At 45.4% G+C, this 18,765-nt stretch carries 17 protein-coding genes, 1 pseudogene and 1 riboswitch; of the genes and pseudogenes, 8 read left to right on the top strand and 10 right to left on the bottom strand.

Annotated features, from left to right (window positions below):
* Positions 1 to 195 (top strand): hypothetical protein (locus tag ACQY6Q_RS06715; protein WP_427979395.1); only part of this gene is annotated, 195 nt, incomplete at its 5' end.
* Between the two features lie 208 nt (positions 196 to 403).
* On the opposite strand, the gene ACQY6Q_RS06710 is transcribed toward ACQY6Q_RS06715, so the two are convergent.
* The 3 genes from ACQY6Q_RS06710 to yciH form a co-directional block, all read right to left on the bottom strand.
* A complete protein-coding gene (locus tag ACQY6Q_RS06710) occupies positions 404 to 763 on the bottom strand; it encodes a glutaredoxin family protein (RefSeq protein WP_427979392.1) in 360 nt (119 codons plus the stop codon).
* A 63-nt stretch (positions 764 to 826) separates the two neighbouring features.
* Positions 827 to 1,381 (bottom strand): TMEM165/GDT1 family protein, encoded by a 555-nt coding sequence (locus ACQY6Q_RS06705; protein ID WP_427979389.1) that lies wholly within the window; start codon positions 1,379 to 1,381, stop codon positions 827 to 829.
* Between the two features lie 16 nt (positions 1,382 to 1,397).
* A riboswitch (yybP-ykoY riboswitch) is annotated at positions 1,398 to 1,565 on the bottom strand.
* A 45-nt stretch (positions 1,566 to 1,610) separates the two neighbouring features.
* A complete protein-coding gene (yciH, locus tag ACQY6Q_RS06700; RefSeq protein ID WP_427979387.1) occupies positions 1,611 to 1,943 on the bottom strand; it encodes a stress response translation initiation inhibitor YciH in 333 nt (110 codons plus the stop codon).
* 199 nt (positions 1,944 to 2,142) lie between these two features.
* Here yciH and ACQY6Q_RS06695 point away from each other — a divergent pair, with 199 nt between their 5' ends.
* The 3 genes from ACQY6Q_RS06695 to ACQY6Q_RS06685 are packed head-to-tail and all read left to right on the top strand — an operon-like array spanning position 2,143 to position 4,848.
* On the top strand, positions 2,143 to 2,370 hold the full coding sequence (locus ACQY6Q_RS06695) for a FeoA family protein (RefSeq protein WP_427979385.1): 228 nt from the start codon (positions 2,143 to 2,145) through the stop codon (positions 2,368 to 2,370).
* Positions 2,367 to 4,625 (top strand): Fe(2+) transporter permease subunit FeoB, encoded by a 2,259-nt coding sequence (gene feoB, locus ACQY6Q_RS06690; protein ID WP_427979383.1) that lies wholly within the window; start codon positions 2,367 to 2,369, stop codon positions 4,623 to 4,625. The genes ACQY6Q_RS06695 and feoB overlap by 4 nt, the downstream gene beginning before the upstream one ends.
* Positions 4,606 to 4,848, top strand: a complete 243-nt coding sequence (locus ACQY6Q_RS06685; protein ID WP_427979380.1) for a FeoC-like transcriptional regulator — start codon at positions 4,606 to 4,608, stop codon at positions 4,846 to 4,848. The genes feoB and ACQY6Q_RS06685 overlap by 20 nt, the downstream gene beginning before the upstream one ends.
* Positions 4,849 to 4,890: 42 nt before the next feature.
* Here the strand turns inward: ACQY6Q_RS06685 and ACQY6Q_RS06680 are convergent, their stop codons facing one another.
* From ACQY6Q_RS06680 to nagB, 4 genes are all read right to left on the bottom strand, one after another.
* Positions 4,891 to 6,450, bottom strand: a complete 1,560-nt coding sequence (locus ACQY6Q_RS06680) for an EAL domain-containing protein (RefSeq protein ID WP_427979378.1) — start codon at positions 6,448 to 6,450, stop codon at positions 4,891 to 4,893.
* Between the two features lie 101 nt (positions 6,451 to 6,551).
* Positions 6,552 to 7,769 (bottom strand): ROK family protein, encoded by a 1,218-nt coding sequence (locus ACQY6Q_RS06675; protein ID WP_427979375.1) that lies wholly within the window; start codon positions 7,767 to 7,769, stop codon positions 6,552 to 6,554.
* Positions 7,766 to 8,917 (bottom strand): N-acetylglucosamine-6-phosphate deacetylase, encoded by a 1,152-nt coding sequence (gene nagA, locus ACQY6Q_RS06670; RefSeq protein ID WP_427979372.1) that lies wholly within the window; start codon positions 8,915 to 8,917, stop codon positions 7,766 to 7,768. The genes ACQY6Q_RS06675 and nagA overlap by 4 nt, the downstream gene beginning before the upstream one ends.
* A gap of 10 nt (positions 8,918 to 8,927) precedes the next feature.
* Complete coding sequence (gene nagB, locus ACQY6Q_RS06665; RefSeq protein ID WP_427979370.1) at positions 8,928 to 9,725, bottom strand: glucosamine-6-phosphate deaminase; 798 nt, start codon at positions 9,723 to 9,725, stop codon at positions 8,928 to 8,930.
* A gap of 285 nt (positions 9,726 to 10,010) precedes the next feature.
* Here nagB and nagE point away from each other — a divergent pair, with 285 nt between their 5' ends.
* Positions 10,011 to 11,453 (top strand): N-acetylglucosamine-specific PTS transporter subunit IIBC, encoded by a 1,443-nt coding sequence (nagE, locus tag ACQY6Q_RS06660; protein WP_427979368.1) that lies wholly within the window; start codon positions 10,011 to 10,013, stop codon positions 11,451 to 11,453.
* A gap of 446 nt (positions 11,454 to 11,899) precedes the next feature.
* Complete coding sequence (locus ACQY6Q_RS06655) at positions 11,900 to 12,925, top strand: LacI family DNA-binding transcriptional regulator (protein WP_427979366.1); 1,026 nt, start codon at positions 11,900 to 11,902, stop codon at positions 12,923 to 12,925.
* Positions 12,926 to 13,182: 257 nt separating this feature from the next.
* Here the strand turns inward: ACQY6Q_RS06655 and ACQY6Q_RS06650 are convergent, their stop codons facing one another.
* Positions 13,183 to 14,544, bottom strand: a complete 1,362-nt coding sequence (locus tag ACQY6Q_RS06650; protein ID WP_427979364.1) for a sucrose-specific PTS transporter subunit IIBC — start codon at positions 14,542 to 14,544, stop codon at positions 13,183 to 13,185.
* A gap of 85 nt (positions 14,545 to 14,629) precedes the next feature.
* On the bottom strand, positions 14,630 to 15,703 hold the full coding sequence (locus ACQY6Q_RS06645) for a carbohydrate porin (protein ID WP_427979362.1): 1,074 nt from the start codon (positions 15,701 to 15,703) through the stop codon (positions 14,630 to 14,632).
* A 294-nt stretch (positions 15,704 to 15,997) separates the two neighbouring features.
* Between ACQY6Q_RS06645 and ACQY6Q_RS06640 the strand changes: the two genes are divergently transcribed.
* A complete protein-coding gene (locus ACQY6Q_RS06640) occupies positions 15,998 to 17,410 on the top strand; it encodes a sucrose-6-phosphate hydrolase (RefSeq protein WP_427979360.1) in 1,413 nt (470 codons plus the stop codon).
* Between the two features lie 3 nt (positions 17,411 to 17,413).
* The gene (locus ACQY6Q_RS06635) at positions 17,414 to 18,322 is read left to right on the top strand and encodes an aminoimidazole riboside kinase (RefSeq protein ID WP_427979358.1); all 909 of its coding nucleotides are present in this window, start codon (positions 17,414 to 17,416) and stop codon (positions 18,320 to 18,322) included.
* 81 nt (positions 18,323 to 18,403) lie between these two features.
* Here ACQY6Q_RS06635 and ACQY6Q_RS06630 read toward each other — a convergent pair.
* Positions 18,404 to 18,765: pseudogene (locus tag ACQY6Q_RS06630) on the bottom strand (CreA family protein); the annotation flags it as partial.

The following is an 18,765-nucleotide window of genomic DNA, read 5'->3' as shown; positions in this document are numbered from 1 at the left end:
AAAGAGAGCGAGAGCATTAACCCCGACACTGGCGAAATTAAATGGAAAGAGATGCGAAAGTTCAATGCTGACGCAAAGAAACATTTTGAAAGGGCCAAGGTTAGCGAGATAGTGGAGCTAGCCGATGGGCGTTATGGATATCCAGACCCAGAAAATCCAGATCGTATGTTCATTTATTCGCACTACATGCGCTGAGTTCTTTTGACACCAACCCACGATAGGTGTGCTCGAGCTTTAACCCCCATTAACTCATTGATTTTATTGTATTCATCGTACGTTAACCCTCTGCCGATTAAAGCGAAAAATACAATAGAATCAGTAAGATAAGAATATGGCTACACTAAACTACGTAAGTGCAGCCACAGTTTGACTTAATAGCCCGCCGCTAGCGGAGCTTTTTTATTTAAGCAATTCGGGCTTCGAGATAGTTAATAATGTCACTTGACTCGTAGAGCCACTCTACTTTGTCAGCCTGCTCAATGCGTAGGCAGGGTACTTTTCTTGAACCACCTTGACTCACTAGCTCGTCTAAATACTCTGGTTGCGCTTTAATATCTCGCAGTTCAATACTAATGCTATTACGACGCATAGCGCGGCGAACCTTTACACAAAAAGGACAAGCCGCAAGTTGATAGAGCTGTAAGCCTTGTGTTTTACGGTTAATTTCTTGCTGTTCTGCTATCGACAATCTAGGTTTCTTAGGGGCGAATATCGCATTAAAAAACAAGATAATGCGGCCTAATAGCCAACGAACCAATTTCATTCATACATCCTTAACAATAAAATCTGCCGAAGTTTACCATATATTAACTGCTGACCAACAAACTTAGAACAAGATAGTGGATAGGCCTAAGGCAAAGAACAGTACTGCGGTTAAGCGATGAATTAAGGTCATGGGGAGTTTTTCCACCCCTAGCTTGCCTAGCAATACCACCGGAACATTGGCCAGACACATACCAATAGTGGTGCCGGTAATTACCATGATTAGAGAATCATATTTGGCAGCCAGTATAACGGTAGCAACTTGGGTTTTATCACCTATCTCAGCGATAAAGAATAAGACCAAAGAAGCGAGGAAGGGTCCGTACTTGAGCATCTTGCTATCTTCTTCATCGATTTTATCGGGGATTAATACCCAAATGGCCATAGCGATAAAAGACAAACCTAATAACCAACGGAGTACTTCTGGGCTTAGCCATTGTTGAACTAAAGAGCCAAACCAAGCAGCGGCGGCGTGGTTAAGTAGGGTGGCGATAATAATGCCAAGAATAATGGGTACTGGTTTTCTAAATTTACAGGCAAGCAATAAGGCTAGCAGTTGAGTTTTATCACCAATTTCAGCAATGGCTACGGCGGTGATTGAAGTAAATAAAGCTTCCATGAGGATCTCACGTTATGAGGTGGGCCAATAACCAATGCACACAACGCCGCCCACCTCGTATTGGCGTTAATGTGCATTTGGTCTTGCCAGGCCTAATTTAAGGCTGCATTCACCATGGTGATTTGGCACCAAGTATGTTGATGAATGCCCGCTATCTGAAAGGATATTGGCGGCTACTCCCCAAAACGCGGGGCGAATATAACCAAATAAGGGCGAAATAGCAAAGGCTTTAGCCGCCAATACGCTTGGTTTTATAGGATTTTTGCTTCAACCAGCTTTCTAGTTTATCGCGCTGGTCTCCCTGAATTTCAATTACATAGTCTTTAACGCTGCCGCCTACACCGCAGAGTTTTTTCATTTCTTTAGATAGCGCTTTTAGTTCCGACTCAGTCAGCCCAAAGCCGCTTAAACAGGTCACGCCTTTACCTTTACGTCCTTTGGTTTCACGGCGGATTTTAATAAAGCCATCACTTTCAGGAATGATTTCTTGCTGTTGCTCTGGCTCGATACGACCTTGGTCGGTGGAATATACCAGCTGCGATAATTGGTCTTTCAATGACATTGTCAGTTACCTCGGTGATAAGTCGCCAAATGGTAGCGTATTTCGGCGACTGCTTTCAAAGTAAAGCGCTTAAAAAAATGTTTGTTTAAATATCAAACAGTGGTGAGTCCTTGATACAGATCAAGACTAAACAGTGACGAGTGCCGCACAATGAGTCAAATGAAAATCATTATTATTTAAGTTATGGCGCGGAGGCTTTATGTCTTTAGATGAAATAGTTGCAGGTCAACAGGCGTTGGTATTGAGCCTACAAAACCTTTCTAGAGCGAATCGTAAAAAGTTAATGTCTTTAGGCATTTTGCCCAATACTACGCTAACTATTGTCCGGCGGGCGCCACTTGGAGACCCTATTCAAATATCGGCTCCGGGGATCAGTTTGGCTTTAAGTTCTAATCAAGCTAAATCAATAGAGGTGCAGTCGCTATGAGTCAATATATGATAGCCACCGTGGGTAACCCCAATAGCGGGAAGAGTACCTTGTTTAACGCGCTAACAGGCAGTAGACAAAAAGTCGGTAACTTTAGTGGTATTACGGTTGATAAAAAGTCTGGCCATTTACAGGTGGGTGATTGGAAAGCCGAGCTGATTGACTTACCCGGTGTTTACAACATCGACCCGCAACTCGACACTAGCGCCCTTGATGAGCGCATTGCTTGTGATTTTCTACAAACTGAGCCTTTAGATTTAGTGATAAACGTGGTTGATGCCGCTTCTCTGGAGCGGAGTTTGTATTTAAGCATTCAGCTTAAAGAACTGGGTTTACCAGTGGTATTAGTGCTCAACAAGATGGATACCGCCAAGGCTAAGTTGCTGAAGATTAAAGTGAAGCAATTTAGTGAACGTTTCCATGTGCCGCTAGTTTGTTTAGCGGCCACATCCAAGGCTCAGGTGAATGATTTTAAACAAAAATTGCCGGAAATTGTGAAACAGGCGCAGCAAAGCGCTACGCTAAACCTGAACTATTCTGCAGAAATAGAAGCCTTTGCTGAGCAGTGGCAGCCGAAGCTGAATATGAACAAGGGGCAGGTGCTACGCCTCTTAGAAAGCGACCCGTGTTTGAGTCAACAACTGTCGCCCGAGCTCTTAGCAGACTTTGACCAAGCAGCGCAGCAGTTTGCTACTACCGATATAGATTTGGAACTCGCTGCCAGCCGTTATAACTTTATCTATTCTTTAACCCAGCAGTGTGTCGGGAAGAAAGGGCAGTTGCGTCGAGATTACTCCGCCATATTAGACAAAGTTTTGCTTAATCGCTGGTTAGGCATCCCCGCGTTTTTGGGGGTGATGTATGTAATGTTTATGTTCGCGATTAATGGCGGTGCGGTGTTTATCGATTTCTTCGATATTGTGGCGGGTACGATATTTGTTGATGGGGTCCAAGAGTTATTGGTTGGTATTGGCGCACCAGAGTGGCTAAGCCTGGTATTGTCTGGCGGAGTGGGGGTGGGCATTCAAACCGTTGCTACTTTTATTCCTGTGATTGCCTGCTTGTACTTGTTTTTAGCACTGTTAGAAAGCTCAGGTTATTTAGCGCGAGCCGCTTTTGTGGTGGACCGCGCGATGCAAGTGATAGGCCTACCCGGCAAAGCCTTTGTGCCGATGCTAATGGGCTTTGGTTGCACGGTACCAGCGGTAATGGCGACTCGGGTGCTGGAAAAACACCGGGAACGGGTATTAACCTCGGCGATGAGCCCATTTATGTCTTGCGGCGCTCGCTTGCCCGTTTATGCCTTGTTTGTAGCGGCCTTTTTCCCCGAGCAAGGGCAAAACATGGTGTTTGCTTTGTATCTCATTGGTATTGTTGCCGCCGTGGTTACGGGCTTACTGCTCAAATACACCTTGCTGCCCGGCAACGCTCAGGATTCAGTGCTGGAGTTACCCGACTATCAACTACCAAGCGCATTTGGGGTAATGCTGCTAACTTGGCAGAAAGTGCGCGGCTTTATTGTGGGCGCGGGTAAAACCATTGTATTAGTGGTAGCCATTTTAAGTGTGCTCAATCATATCGGCACTGGCGGCGAGCTAGATGCGCAAGGTCAGCAGCATTCTTTGCTTAGCCGCGCCAGCCAAGTGGTTACGCCGGTGTTTGCTCCAATGGGCATAGAAAAGGATAACTGGCCAGCCACCGTGGGCATTGTAACCGGCTTGTTTGCCAAAGAAGCGGTGATTGGCACTCTGAACAGCTTGTATGCGCAAGTGGGTGAAGACGAAGAGCAGTGGACCTATTTGGGACGTTTTCAGGAAGCGGGTCAAACCATTATCGATAACTTCCATGATCTGAATTACAGCGATCCATTTGGGATTGAAATCGAAAAAACCAGTGATTTAGCGACGGCTGCGGAAGCGAACAATGTGGATGTGAGTACGATGTCGCAATTGACCTTACATTTTACACCTGAGTCTGCCGTGTCTTTCATGTTATTTATTTTGCTATACATGCCATGCGCTGCGGCGATGGGAGCCTTGGTTAAAGAACTGGGGATGCGCTGGGCCAGATTAATTGCAGTTTGGTCTACACTGCTGGCTTACATTTTTGCTACAGTTTATTACCAATTGGCGACTTGGCAGCAAGCGCCTGTATCGGCGAGTATACTGTTGCTGGTGATTGCGATGATGATGTGTACTTGGGTGCTACTTCTCAAGAGAAAAAAGGCAGAGCACTATGATATTACACGCGCTTAAGCAGTATATTGAGGCAAACCCTGGAACGACACTAAACCAAGTCGCGCGGCATTTTTCAATGGACGATGATGCCACCTTAGCCATGCTACAACCTTGGGTTAAACGCCACCGTTTACGGATTGTTAAACTAGGCTCATGTTCAGGAGGCTGCGGTTGCGGTGTGAGTGAAGAGCAATGGCAGTTATTTTGGCAAAATGAGCATACTATTGGGGTGACTTGCTGAGTGTTAAACTTTCGCGAGCAAGGGCAGAACCATTGCCCTTGTTTAGCTCGCTAACTCTTGTTCAGCCCTTTCTTGGTTTGTCTGATATAAGCTCATAAAGTGCTTAATGGCAGTGGGTTTGCCAAATAGCCAGCCTTGGCCAAACTCGACCTTGAGCGAGTTTAAGAGCTGCCGCTGGGTTTCATTTTCTATCCCTTCGGCGACTACTTTTAGTTTGGATTGATGGGCGATTTCTACCATATGCGGTACTAAAGACGAGCGAATGGAACCCGACTCTAAGTCGAAGATAAAGCTTTTATCTATTTTTAGATATTGGCAGTGAAGTGTGTTGAGCTGTTTTAGGTTTGAATAGCCAGTACCAAAATCATCTATCGCTATGTCGATGTTCTGTTTGCTAAGTCGTTTAAGGTTATGCTGGGCTACTTGGCTGTCCAGTTCAGAATCTTCTGTAATCTCTATAGTTATCTTACCAGCAAAGGCTTTAACCGAAGTTAATGTGGCTAACTCTGCCACTTTATTATTTTCGATGTCACAAGGAAAAATATTAAGGCTTATTTTTAATTGGCTAAGGTCGTCGCGTTGATATGCGCTTAACTCTCCTAGGCTTTTGTTCACCATCATTAAGGTAAATGGCCAGCTTAAGTTTAGTTCGCGGATCTGAGGAATAAACTGTTCGGGAAAGAGCTCACCGTATGGGTCGTTAAAGCGGGCTAACACTTCGCCACCAATGATTTTGCCAGTGCTTAAATTTACAATCGGTTGAATATGACACTGGAAATAGCCTTTTTTGAGTCCTCGGCGAATACGCGCACTAATGGTTTTGCTTTTATTGATTAAATGGTGGCAGCTGGTGGCCGCAAAAAAACCAAAGATAAAACAACATAAAATGGCAATGAAGGTAAAAATAGGCCGGTTTTTTATCAACTGATGGTTATCGACGCTAAGCGCAATACAAATTTTAAACTGGCTATTACAGTTGTGAAAGTAATGGCTCTGCTGAGTGGTGATGCTGGCTTGCGCCGAAGAAGGGGCTCGAAAAATTCCAGGAGTGCCAGCTAAATGAATAATTTGCCCTTGGTTATGGGTTATGAGTTCCCAATGGTTTTCTCCATATTTTAGTCGCTCAAAGGTATTGTTGGGGATCACCACATTGTAGTTGCCCTTTTTCAGAATCGTACCTTTTTGTCGATGGTCAAAGATGATCAAATCTTCAGCTAGCCATACTTTAACCCCAAGTGTGGTAACAAAGTCGGGAGCGGACAGGGGGAGCGGTTGCGGTAATACCCCACCGGTTGTGGTGCAAACTAATTTTCCATCTTGGAAAAAACCAACATCCTTAATATTTTTACTGAGAAAGACCTGTTGGCGCATTTTCAGCAGAGCCTGAGCATCGCAGCGTTCTAGGTTTAAGGCCGCTAGATTATCTAGAGTGATAGCCGATTCGGTTATCACCTGCTCGCTAAGAGTGATAAGGCTATTGGCAAAACGTTGCTGACCTCGACTGACTTCGGTTGATAAACCAAGCACAAACAAGACGGCTAATAAACTGCAACTAACGAGTCCACAGAGTACAACTAAGCCTTTGCGAGAGAGGTGCTGCATTGACAAATCCTTTTATTTGAATGCTTTATTGGGTCAAGCTTAAGTCCGTTTTTATAGGCCGTTCATGCATCCTTATTGAGTCGCTTTAGGCGTGTTGTTGGCTATTTTGCATGCTCATTGATTAGACGCAGTAACAAGCTGCCATCGAGTAAGGCGCGTTTAACTAAGGCAAGGCCTCCAATAGTCGGGCTATTTTGAAAATGTGCCACAGTAATGGGTAGGTCTTGACTAAAGGAGCTCAGTGCTTGGTGCTCTACACATTGCTGAATAGTGGGCAGCAATACCGCTTCAGCGTTCATAATTTCCCCGCCTAATACAATTTTTTGCGGGTGAAACAGATTAATGCAGATGGCAATACTGTTACCCAATACCGTCGCAACTTGTTGTAATACCTGTTTACAGAGGGTATCGCCTTGATTAGCCGCTTGGCAAACGTCGTTTATGTCAAAGGGCGCGCTTAATAAACAGGGGCGGCCTTGGTTTATCAGTTTTTCGATGCGCTGGACGATGGCACTATTTGACACAATTGTCTCTAAGCAGCCCACATTTCCGCATTGACACTTTTCACCTAAAGGATCGACTTGGATGTGGCCAATTTCACCCACATCGCGATGCTGGCTCATGAATACTCGGCCATTGACTATAATCCCGGCACTGGTGCCGTTATGCACGGTAATGAGTATTGAGTCGAGACAGTCTTTAGTGGCGCCAAAATAATGCTCGGCCAAGGCTTTGGCGCGGGTATCGTTACCAATATAAGCGGGCAGGCCGAAGCGCTGCTCAATATATTGCGCCAGCGGGCAGTCACGCAGTTGGTAATGTGGTGTATATACCACAATGCCTTCACCGGGATTAACCAAACCGGATAAGGTTAGTGCCACGGCAATCAGTTTGGCGCTGCTGTCTACCTGTTGCTGAATAAACTGGTCAATTTGCGTGAGTAAATCATCAACTAGCGCTTGTTGTTCGGTTTCAGTAATCGTTTTACAACAATGCGCATGCGATATACCGCTTAAGTCGAACAGTGATATATCCATTTCACCGCGGCCTAAGCGTACCGATACAAAGTAATAGTTAGCTTGTTCGGTCATCAAAGAAATCGCTCTGCGCCCCCCAGTGGAAGCTTGTTGAGCCACTTCTTTGATTAGACCGGTGGCCAGCAGTTGCCGAGTAATTTTAGTCACGCTGGCAGGAGCCAGTTGGCTTTGTTCGGCGATTTTGACCCGGGAGATAGGCCCTTGTTGGTCTATCATCCCGTACACTGCGGCGGTATTTACTTGTTTTACTTTGTCTACGTTGACAATTAGTTTGTCGTTCATGCTAGCGTCGTTTCAAATTGAGTTAAGTGACCATCGCTAATGCTAAGTATCACATTGAAGTCCTTATCAAAGGCGGTGAGGTTAGCCCGATGGCCAGATTTAATACTGCCTAACTGTTGTTCCATAGAGATCGCTGTTGCGGGGTACAAAGAGGCCATTCTCAGGCTATCTCGTAGTGAGAAACCTACTGATTGTACGCAGTTTTTTACTGCTTCTATCATGGTTAAAGCCGAGCCGCCAAGTGTACCATCATCACCGACGCAAATCCCATCCTGTACGCTAATTTTACGCCCTACAAAATCAAAGCTGTCGATGTCTGCGCCTGCTGCTGCGGTAGCATCGGTCACTAAGCAGAGTTTTTGTTGTAATAGTCGTTGGGCTAGCCGCACGTTAGGGGCTGCGACGTGGTGGCCATCTACGATGATCCCTGCATAAAGATTGTTATCGAAAATGGCGCCCACTACACCGGGTTCTCGGCCGGTCATTGGGCTCATGGCATTAAATAAGTGAGTGGCAAAGCCAGCACCCGCGTTAATTGCTGCCGTAGCTTGCTGGTAGCTGGCGTTGGTATGGCCTAAGGATACTAATATACCGGCTTCTTTAAGGGCGCTAATGGTGGCAAGCTCGACATTTTCTGGAGCTAAAGTCACCTTGCTAATGGCATCGCTATTATCGAGTAAGAACTGTAAGCGCTGTTTGTTTAAACGGCGGATCAGTTGCTCGCTATGAATGCCTTTTTTCTCCACGCTTAAATAGGGGCCTTCGAGATGTAAGCCCAAGTTACCCGACGCTGACTGTTGTTGGTGAGCCCTAGAAATCGCTACGGCTTGTTCCATTTCTTCATCATTGGTGGTGATGAGGGTAGGCATGAAATGAGTGGTACCGCTTGCTAAGTTAGTTTGGTGCATTAGCTCTAGGTTGGCAGTGGTAAAGTCACCATTAAGCATGACTCCGCCACAACCATTTAGTTGTAAGTCAATAAAACCAGGGCACAAGGTGGCACCATTAAGGTCAATGACGTCAATTTGTGGCGATACCAGCGTATCGGCTATTACCGAGATAATGTGTTGTTTGTCGACGATGACAGAGTAGCCTGTTAACAGCTCTTTCCCATCAAAAACTACTGCATTGCTTAGGGCGTACATCATTGTATTGATCCTAAATGTTTTTAATATTTTCGGCTTCTAATTCGTGGAAGTAACGTACCGTTTTCACCTTAAGTTCCATGGTGGATGGTTCATCACATACGATCATCGCTTTGGGGTGAAGCTGCAAGGCAGATACTGTCCAAAGATGATTAACACTGCCTTCTACGGCCGCTTCAAGAGCCTGAGCTTTGTTGTGCCCGGTCACCAAAATCATAATTTCTTCGGCATCTAGCAGTGTGCCCACACCTACGGTTAGGGCCAATTTAGGCACTTCTTCAATATTGTTAAAGAAACGCGCATTCACCATGCGGGTATCTTCAGTTAGGGTTTTTACTCGCGTTCTCGATGCAAGAGAAGAGGCCGGTTCATTAAATGCAATGTGTCCATCAACACCTACGCCACCCATGAACAAATTAATCTTGCCGTATTGCTTAATTTTGGCTTCGTAACGGGCACATTCGGCTTCTAGATCTGGCGCGTTGCCATCTAACAAGTTGATATTCTCAGGCTTGATATCGATATGCGAGAAAAAGTTGTTGTGCATGAAGCTGTGGTAGCTTTCAGGGTGGTCCTTCGCAATGCCCACATACTCATCCATATTAAAGGTCACTACGTGTTCAAAACTGAGTTGGCCTTGTTGGTGTAGCTCAATTAAGTGTTGGTAAGTAGCTAGCGGGGTGCCTCCAGTAGGGCAACCCAATACAAAAGGGCGATCTTCGCTAGGCTTGAAGGACTTAATTCTCTGCGCGATATAAAGAGCTGACCAGCGTCCTACTTGGGATTTATCAGTTAATGGTATTAATCTCATGACTTTTCTCCTGTCGATTTCAGTGTAGTTTAGCAATTTAATTCTCTGCGAAAAATAAGTTTTGAATAAAATGTGATTTGAAGCCCATTTTAAAAGGTGATAAGTTGGCCGCGTCACAAAAATGAAGACCTTTATTTGCGAATAAATTTTTATTATTTACACTGCGAATTAAGTTCTTGGTGATAGTAAACGTGTGTCGGTGACATGTGTTACCAAGCTTAAGTTGACGGTATTTACTGATAGGTTGAACTTGGTTAATGGATAGCCAGTTAAAGAGGGATAATTATGTTTAGTTACTTACAAAAGATTGGTCGAGCCCTGATGGTGCCAGTTGCGGTGCTTCCCGCAGCAGCAATCCTGATGGGAATTGGTTACTGGATTGACCCCAATGGCTGGGGTGGCAACAATGCTTTAGCCGCATTTTTAATTAAGTCTGGTGCTGCCATCATCGACAATATGTCAGTACTGTTTGCGATTGGTGTGGCCTACGGTATGTCGCGTGATAAAGACGGTGCGGCAGCCCTTGCTGGTTTCATTGGTTATATGGTGATCACCACTTTGTTATCACCGGGGGCAGTTGAGCAAATTGGCTTGGTGGCGCTTAATGAATCAAGCACTTTAGCGTTCTCCAAAATCAATAACCAATTTGTAGGTATTATCAGCGGTATTATGGCGGCTGAATTGTACAATCGCTTTTACCAAGTTGAATTACACAAAGCCTTATCATTCTTTAGTGGTAAACGTTTAGTACCTATTTTGACTTCGGTAGTCGGTATTGTAGTGGCCTTTGTCATGATGTATCTATGGCCGCTTATCTTCGGTGGCTTGGTGAGCTTTGGTGAAAGCATCACAGGTATGGGTTCTATTGGCGCAGGTATTTACGCTACCTTTAACCGTCTGTTAATCCCTGTTGGCCTACACCATGCCTTAAACGCTGTATTTTGGTTTGATATGGCCGGCATTAACGATTTAGGCAAGTTCTTAAGTGTGGCTGCTGACGCAGTACCGGGCGAAACAGGCCGTTACATGGCTGGTTTCTTCCCCATTATGATGTTTGGCTTACCAGGTGCTGCCTTAGCGATTTACCACACCGCTAAAGCAGAAAACAAATCTAAAGTGGCTTCAATTATGATTGCTGCTGCTACCGCATCGTTCTTCACTGGTGTGACCGAGCCGCTAGAATTTGCCTTTATGTTTGTTGCGCCAGTGCTTTATGTTGTACACGCCCTGCTAACCGGTGTTTCAGTATTCATTGCCTCTTCAATGCATTGGATGGCGGGCTTTGGTTTCAGTGCTGGTTTGGTGGATATGGTGCTATCTTCACGCAACCCATTAGCCACTAACTGGTACATGTTGATTCCACAAGGTCTCGTGTTCTTCGCCATTTACTACTTCGTGTTTAAAACCATGATTGTAAAAATGAACCTTAAAACACCGGGCCGCGAAGATGCCACTGAAGACGAAGTTACCTTGAGTGTAGGTGGTTCACATAGCGATACCGCTGGCTTGGTATTGCAAATGCTAGGTGGCAACAGCAACTTAGTGTTGGTAGACAACTGTGCGACCCGTCTTCGCTTAGAAGTGAAAGACAGTGCTCAAGTAAATGTTGCTGAACTGAAAAAGCATGTTCCAGGGGTTATTGTTCCTAGTAAAACCGCGGTACAAGTTGTGATTGGTCCGCATGTTGAGTTTGTGGCTAACGAGTTGAAATTGTTAGCGGCAAAATAAAAGTGGCGTAGAGAGCTGCTGTTTGTTAGTACTAATTTGGCCCTCAGTTTGAGGGCCTTTTTTGTTGTTCGTCCGCGGTAAAAGGCGCTGCTCCGCTAAAAAACAATGTGCCTGTTGTTAGCTTTATTTGGCTTGTTGAATGCTTGGATTAAGCTGGGCATATTAAGCGCTGGCAACGGAATACGGCATAACGCTTCCCTCTATTGAATCTAGCGCTTGCTGAGATTTTTTAAACCAATTCGTATCAGAACAAAACAAATTCGATTACAATCAAGTGAAGCTTGAAGCCTATGAAAAACCAATAAAAACAATAGTAAACGCCTGTTTTGGCGATACATATTACTGACAATTAATGATTTTAAGCGGGGCAATCTGTTCTCAGAAGGTGATTGAAGAACGTCGCTCGTTGGCTCCGCTCAATGACTCAGTAACAAGGAATCAATTAGTTGAAAACCATAGCAAATATTGCGGAAATGGCCGGAGTCTCTAAATCTACGGTATCTCGCGTATTGAACAAACGTCCTGGCGTTAACGCTACCGTTAGAGCCAAAGTGCAAGCGCTGATTGATGAAAGTAACTTCACTGCTAATATTGCTGCGAAGAACTTAAAAGCTCGCAACTCCGACACCATTGGCATTATCGTGCCTTTGCTTACCTCGAAGTCGGTGGCGGCCATGGTGCAAGGTTTTAGTGAAGTTATTGAAACAGAAAATATGCAAACCTTGTTGATGAATGCTGGTATGCAGGTAGAGAAAACCAACAGTAATATTAAGACGCTTAATTCAAAAGGGGTCGACGGTATTATTGTGTTAATGGCTGAATATAACCAAGAGCTAATTGAAACCCTTAAACAATCTGCCGCACCGGTGGTGATTGTGGGACAAGATCTTTCGCTACACGGCCTTACTAGCGTATTTTTTGATGATTATCGTAGTGGCTTTCTCGCTGGCACTAAGCTAACGCAACTTAATTGTAGGAAATTAATGTTTATTGGCGTTCCGCAAAGCGATGTGGCGGTAGGCCGACAGCGCTTACGAGGCTTTGTTGATGCTGTCGATCTGGCAAATATTGAATGTCACTATCAAACCAACTGTGATTTTAGTCTAGAGTCTGGCTATCAGCAGGCCAAGTTGGCCCTAAATACCGGTTATCGCCCTGATGGTGTGTTTGCGGTGACAGACCGCCTAGCTGCGGGCAGCATAAAAGCGTTAAGAGAATGCGGTCTTACCGCGGGTAAAGATGTGGCGGTTATTGGGGTGGGCGACGACGAACTGTGTACCGTACTAGAGCCACCATTAGCCTCGGTACATTATGACTATGTAAACATGGGTAAAGAGGCTGCCTCGGTGCTAATTAAACAACTTCGAGACAAACCATCGGAAGCGTTAGCGTTCTCTTATCAGGGGCGCTTTGCTGAGAGAGAGTCCTATGCCTTAGCTGGACTTGCTGCGGAACAGCAACCAAAAGGGTAATGTTGGCAGCGTGGTTTCACTTATAACGCTCTGATGTAGTAACGTTTATTAGCTGTATTTCTAGCCCTGAGCGCTAGTTTTTAACGCCGCTTATGCTGCTTAATTGCCAGTGTTAGTACGCTTAACTTCTCAGTTTGTATTAGCAAATTCTCCAAAGTCAGGAAAATAGACTTTGGAGAACGAATGTTGCTCAGCGATGAGACTTAAAGGGGATGTGTAGCATTGCTTATGGCGGTTTAACCGCCATTTAACGATACTTAATCTTTTTCTGAGGTAGTGATAAAAGCCCCAACAAAAGCCACTGCGAAAGCTAGCGCGAAACCAATAAGGTAATGAATTACCGAATTATTTTGGACGATGGCAATCCCAGGGATACCGGTTAAACCTACTGCGGTCATGCCTACTTTAGCAAATACCACATAAGCACCACCTACCGCACCACCGGCTAAGCCAGCAAAAAATGGTTTTACGTAACGTAAGTTAATACCAAAAATGGCGGCTTCGGTAATACCGAATAAAGCGGATATGCCAGAAGGCATGGCCAGAGCCTTGGTTTTTACATTCTTAAATTTCAAACCAACGGCTAAACAGGCTGCCCCTTGCGCCACGTTGGCCATTGACCAAATAGGTAGCAAGAAATTCACCCCAATATTAGGGTCACCCAATAAACCCGCTTCAATCGCATGGAAGCTATGGTGAATACCGGTGATGACTATCGCTGAGTAAGTGCCGCCAAATAATAAGCCAGCCAATACTCCAACATTTTCATATAGATAAAGGAGTAGTGTAGATATACCGTCACCCAGCATGCGGCCAGCAGGACCAATCGCCACCAAGGAAATAAAGCCTGTTACCACTAGGATGATAAAGGGACTTAAAATCACATCTAGGGAGTTTGGTACCCATTTGCGAACTTGTTTCTCGACTTTACACATAAACCAAGTCGCGATCAGCATAGGGAATACAGTACCTTGGTAACCAACTAAGCCCACTTCCATGCCAAATAATTCGGTTGATTGAAAGCCGCTGGCAACGGTCCATGCATTAGTCAAAGCCGGGTGGGTTAATACTCCCCCTAAGGTCGCGCCCAAAATAGGTGTTCCACCAAATATTTTCGCACCCACAAAACCAATCAAGATCGGTAAAATGATGAAAGCTGAACTGGACACCATATCTAAAATTAAATACCAAATACTGTCGGTAGCAATCAGCTCATTGGTGCGTAGGAAGCCCAGTAGCCCCATACACAAGCCGCTGGCCACAATCGCTGGAATAATCGGTACAAATACATTGGATAGGGTACGTGCCAAAGCCTGAAAAGGGTTTTGTTTAGCACCTTGTTCTGCCACTTCTGCGGTGGACGCCTCAGTAATACCCGCTAGCTCGGCTAAGGCACTAAATACTCGATTGACGATGCCTGAGCCAATAATGATTTGGTATTGACCACTGTTGGTAAATACTCCCTTAACCAGTTCAAGTTCCTTGATTGCTGAGGTATCGGCAAGCTCGGTATCGTTAAGCACCAAGCGAAGCCGAGTTGCACAATGGGCTGCACTTGCGATGTTGGATTTGCCGCCAATCAGCTCTAGGATCTTCTTGGCTGTATCTTTTTCGGACATGTTGAATTCCTCTATTGCATATTCCATAAAAACGGTTCCTAGAGCACTAGGCTAACAGGTGGAACCGTTTGCAGTTTTGTTCGTACTAAAACAAGTACTTAAAGCGTACTCGGCCGCCGAAGTTGTTATCTTCATTTGCATCTACATTGCTTAGCTTGCTTACATAAGCACCAAGGTAGATGGAGAAATCCGGTACAATGACGTTGGCAAATTGATAAGAGCCGTAGAAGGTACTCACTTTTTTGTCTGCGCTCGCGTCATCGATGTCGTTAATGCCGTAAATATAACCAAGGCCAAACTTGTGCCATAAGAAGTTTGCACCAAAAGTGGTGTCGCTTTCTTTGAAGGCATCCATTCTGGCTGCGTTCAGGTTTACCACTAAATCATCTTGATTATAGCTGGCAGTTAAACCGTAGCCGGTACGATCAGAAATGTCGTTGCCTTCTGCGTCGATTGTGGAGTTGCTGACGAGGTTAGTTTCTAAGGCTGCGGCGATGCTAAATGCGCCTTGTTTGTAGGCCACAACGGGGCGAACAACAAAGGCATTTTTATTATTTTTAGTCAGTTCAGAACCGTGGTAGCTGTCATTAGCGAAGAAGCCACTGTTATCACCAAATAGGGTTGATACCTCTAGGTAAACAGGGCCAAATGTTTGCTTGTACATGGCTTGACCCGCGCTACCAGAGCGGCCTCGGCCTTCAAGCATGCGGTAAATATATACGCCTCCGTCAAGGTATTTTCCGTCGGCGGTGTCGCCAGAGTGGCTGACAAATACGTCTTGCCCTAAGGGGTTCATGTCGTAAGCCTCATAGCGGCCTAGGCGAAAGGTCCAGCTATCATTTTTGGCTACTTCAAACCAGACATCGTCGGTTCCTACTCCGCCGTCGGTGCCATAGGTGGGTTGGGCTAGAGCGCGTAGCATATAGTCGCCTTGTTGGCGTTCACCTAAGAACGAAACTAAAAAGCGCCCATCCTGATCCCAAGATTTATCGTTATTAAGGCTAGCCAATCCTTTTTCTTTGTCCACATAGTTAACGTTAAACTCAACGTCGCCACCGATGGTTAACTTGCCTTGTTGGCCTTCAATAGTCACTGCAGCCTGTGCTTGGCTAGCTGCGGCGAGTACAGTTGTTATAGTAATAGCAGCAAATTTGTTCATGGTTATTCCTTTCGATTAATAGTCCGTAGTTGAATCATCTATTTTGTTGGCTTAAATTAAACTGAAAACGGTTCCAGTTCATTTGCACTAAGAATAATTGCCATGACGCTTCTTTCAAGCGTAAAACTTGTCAACTGTGAGCTAAATCGTGCATTTGTTGGTCTTTTGTTGATTTTTGTGTGCCATTCGTCACATAAAGCATAAGACGGTGCTGGAACCGATTGCGATTTGTGAGACTTGGTCCTTAAAATGAACTTAATTAATGAAGTATTTTTAAAATGAGTTGGAGTGTGCATGAGTGAATCATGGCAATGGACTACTGATAAATTCACCTCTGATCCTTGGCGTCCTTGCTACCATATAGCTGCCGCCACTGGGCTGATTAACGATCCTAATGGTTTCAGTTTTCATCAGGGGCATTTCCAGTTGTTTTATCAGTGGAACCCCTTTGGTTGTGAGCATAAAAACAAACACTGGGGTCATTTTAGTAGTCGAGACTTAGTGCATTGGCAAAGTCATGCTGCCGCTTTGGCTCCCACCGATTGGTTCGATAAGGATGGCTGCTATTCAGGAACCGCGGTTAGTAATGGAGAGAACCTTGAGCTGTATTACACCGGTAATGTGCGCAATGGTGAGCAACGCCTTAGTTATCAATGTAAAGCCTTACTGCAGCCAGGCGGAAAGGTTGAAAAGCTAGGGCCGCTAACTATCGAGGGCCTAGATAACTATACTGGCCATGTTCGCGACCCCAAGTTTTTCCGTTGGGGCGAGCAATCATGGATAGTGCTTGGGGTGCAAACATTAGACCTACAGGGCGGCATTAGTCTATTGCAACAGCAAGACCAACGCTGGTGTGAACGTCATTATGTGACTAAGGACATCAATTTTGGCCATCCGCAACAAGCTTACATGTGGGAATGTCCGGATCTTCTGCAGCTAGACGACCAGTGGCTGCTATTAGCATGCCCACAAGGTATTCACTCAGACTCGGCCGAATACAATTCAACTAATTTAAGTGGGTATTTCACGGTTGATATGCATGCCGGACCAGCAGAGCTGAGCATAAGTAACGATTTTCAGTTGCTAGACTATGGCTTTGAGTTTTATGCCCCGCAAACACTGCAGCACCAAGGCGAAACGGTGCTAATAGGCTGGCTTGGTCTACCCGATGAAGCAGAGCATCCAACGGTGGCTCATAACTGGACGCAAATGCTCGGTTTACCCCGGAGTTTGAGCTGGCAAGATGGTTATTTGTTACAACAACCCATTGCTGCCATAAGAGAATTAATATCTGGACAGCAGCAACACAGTTATGGTGCTGGCAAACATAGTTTAAGTGGTATTAGCCGCAGTTGTTTACTGGAAATGGAATTGACCGCCTGTGGTGCTTTTCAATTACTGCTTCCTTGCGGTGACGCCAGCTTGAGTATTTGTGCAAACCAAGGACAATGGGTGATTGAACGGGGTGAGCTTGGTTGCGCTAATAGCGATAAAAAGCGGGTATATCAAAGTCGTAGTGAAAACCCAACTAAGTTGCAGCTATTTATTGATAGCTCCAGCTTTGAACTGTTTGTTAACGATGGTGAGGCGGTATTGTCGGGCCGTCTTTTCCCTCAACAAGCTTGGGGGCAAGCCCAGTTAGTTCTTGATGATGGTCAGGTTGCACTGACGCTGAGCCAGCTACGTAATAGTTGGATAGAGGAATAAATAATGACTTCAGTAAAAGTATGGAATTTAGGTGATGCGGTGGTTGACCTGTTGCCAGAAGAAGATGGCCTGCTGAGAATGTGTCCAGGTGGTGCTCCGGCTAATGTCGCCGTCGCTTTGGCTCGCCTAGGGGTTAGCAGCGGCTTTATTGGCCGGGTGGGCGATGACCCAATGGGGAAAATGGTGAGTCAGACTCTGGCTGACGAAGGCGTGGATATCAGTTGTTTAAGTTTTGATCCCCAGCAGCGAACCTCCACGGTATTGGTTTCTTTAGATGACGCTGGCGAACGTGAATTTACTTTTCTAGTTCAACCTAGCGCCGATCAATTCTTAGCTACTGAACACTTACCCGAATTTCAAGCAGAACAATGGCTACAGCTGAGTTCTATTGCTTTAGTGGCAGAGCGCTGTCGCGAAACCGCTATTGAAGCGGCTAAACGTTGTAGAGCTGCCGGTGGCTGGGTGTTTTTCGACCTAAACCTCAGGCCGATGCTGTGGTCTAGCCCTGAACAAATGCGTGAACAAATTCAAGCCTTTTTAGTTTACTGCGATGTAGTTAAGTTTTCTGAAGAAGAAGCGCTTTGGTTGAGTGGCTGTGCTGATTTAGCCCAAGCTAGAGACTATTTGCAAACCCAGTTAACCATTCCGTTGATCTTGTCATTAGGCGAGCAAGGCAGCCAATTGGTGTTTGCTGGGGAAACTCAAGCCGTGGCAGCCAAACCGGTAGCTAAAGTTGTGGATACTACCGGTGCCGGCGATGCCTTTGTGGGTGGAGTTTTGGCTCATTTGAGTCAGTACCGTCATTGGCAAGAGCAAAGCTTATTGTTGGAAGCTCTGGCCCTTGGTAATCAAAGCGGAGGCTTAGCGGTGGGTGAAAAAGGTGCTATGTCGGCGCTCCCCTATAAACAATAGTTCTGCTTAGCCTAACACTGAGCCGCTTGTGCTCAGTGTTGCCGTTTCCCCGACATCATCTACAAATAGCGTTCAGTATGGTTAATTTTGAAGTGTATTAACTGGCGCTAAATAAGCCTGAGTTCCCCATAAGGGCACTGTCGATAAGCTGTGTTTGTAACTACCAGAGGTTTCTTTGGTGGAGTAGGATAGGTACATTAAGGTTTGCGAATCAGCATCGTAAATTCGTCTTATCTTCAACGATTTAAACAAAATACTCTTGGATTTTTTAAACACCACTTCTCCCGATTTACTGCGGTCGATTTGGGCAATCATGGCTGGGGTGATTTCACCAGTTTGGCGGCAGGCAATCGACATATCGCTGGGGTCGGCAAAATCTCAACTCGCTTCCCCCTTGGCAATATGACAAGTAGAGCCAGGGATCAGTGGGTCATTAAGTATAC

Origin of the sequence: Agarivorans sp. (assembly GCF_050295395.1) — a bacterium.
GTDB lineage: Bacteria > Pseudomonadota > Gammaproteobacteria > Enterobacterales > Celerinatantimonadaceae > Agarivorans.
Note: the sequence above shows the minus strand (reverse complement) of the source record. Positions and strands in the feature narration are given on the sequence as shown.

What these genes read in the sequence shown, in the direction of transcription:
- feoB (WP_427979383.1), top strand. Translation starts at nt 2,367, where the DNA reads ATGAGTCAATATATGATAGCCACCGTGGGTAACCCCAATAGCGGGAAG.
- ACQY6Q_RS06680 (WP_427979378.1), bottom strand. Translation starts at nt 6,450, where the DNA reads ATGCAGCACCTCTCTCGCAAAGGCTTAGTTGTACTCTGTGGACTCGTT.
- nagA (WP_427979372.1), bottom strand. Translation starts at nt 8,917, where the DNA reads ATGATGTACGCCCTAAGCAATGCAGTAGTTTTTGATGGGAAAGAGCTG.
- ACQY6Q_RS06645 (WP_427979362.1), bottom strand. Translation starts at nt 15,703, where the DNA reads ATGAACAAATTTGCTGCTATTACTATAACAACTGTACTCGCCGCAGCT.
- yciH (WP_427979387.1), bottom strand. Translation starts at nt 1,943, where the DNA reads ATGTCATTGAAAGACCAATTATCGCAGCTGGTATATTCCACCGACCAA.
- ACQY6Q_RS06710 (WP_427979392.1), bottom strand. Translation starts at nt 763, where the DNA reads ATGAAATTGGTTCGTTGGCTATTAGGCCGCATTATCTTGTTTTTTAAT.
- ACQY6Q_RS06675 (WP_427979375.1), bottom strand. Translation starts at nt 7,769, where the DNA reads ATGAACGACAAACTAATTGTCAACGTAGACAAAGTAAAACAAGTAAAT.
- ACQY6Q_RS06650 (WP_427979364.1), bottom strand. Translation starts at nt 14,544, where the DNA reads ATGTCCGAAAAAGATACAGCCAAGAAGATCCTAGAGCTGATTGGCGGC.
- ACQY6Q_RS06635 (WP_427979358.1), top strand. Translation starts at nt 17,414, where the DNA reads ATGACTTCAGTAAAAGTATGGAATTTAGGTGATGCGGTGGTTGACCTG.
- nagB (WP_427979370.1), bottom strand. Translation starts at nt 9,725, where the DNA reads ATGAGATTAATACCATTAACTGATAAATCCCAAGTAGGACGCTGGTCA.
- nagE (WP_427979368.1), top strand. Translation starts at nt 10,011, where the DNA reads ATGTTTAGTTACTTACAAAAGATTGGTCGAGCCCTGATGGTGCCAGTT.
- ACQY6Q_RS06695 (WP_427979385.1), top strand. Translation starts at nt 2,143, where the DNA reads ATGTCTTTAGATGAAATAGTTGCAGGTCAACAGGCGTTGGTATTGAGC.
- ACQY6Q_RS06685 (WP_427979380.1), top strand. Translation starts at nt 4,606, where the DNA reads ATGATATTACACGCGCTTAAGCAGTATATTGAGGCAAACCCTGGAACG.
- ACQY6Q_RS06705 (WP_427979389.1), bottom strand. Translation starts at nt 1,381, where the DNA reads ATGGAAGCTTTATTTACTTCAATCACCGCCGTAGCCATTGCTGAAATT.
- ACQY6Q_RS06640 (WP_427979360.1), top strand. Translation starts at nt 15,998, where the DNA reads ATGAGTGAATCATGGCAATGGACTACTGATAAATTCACCTCTGATCCT.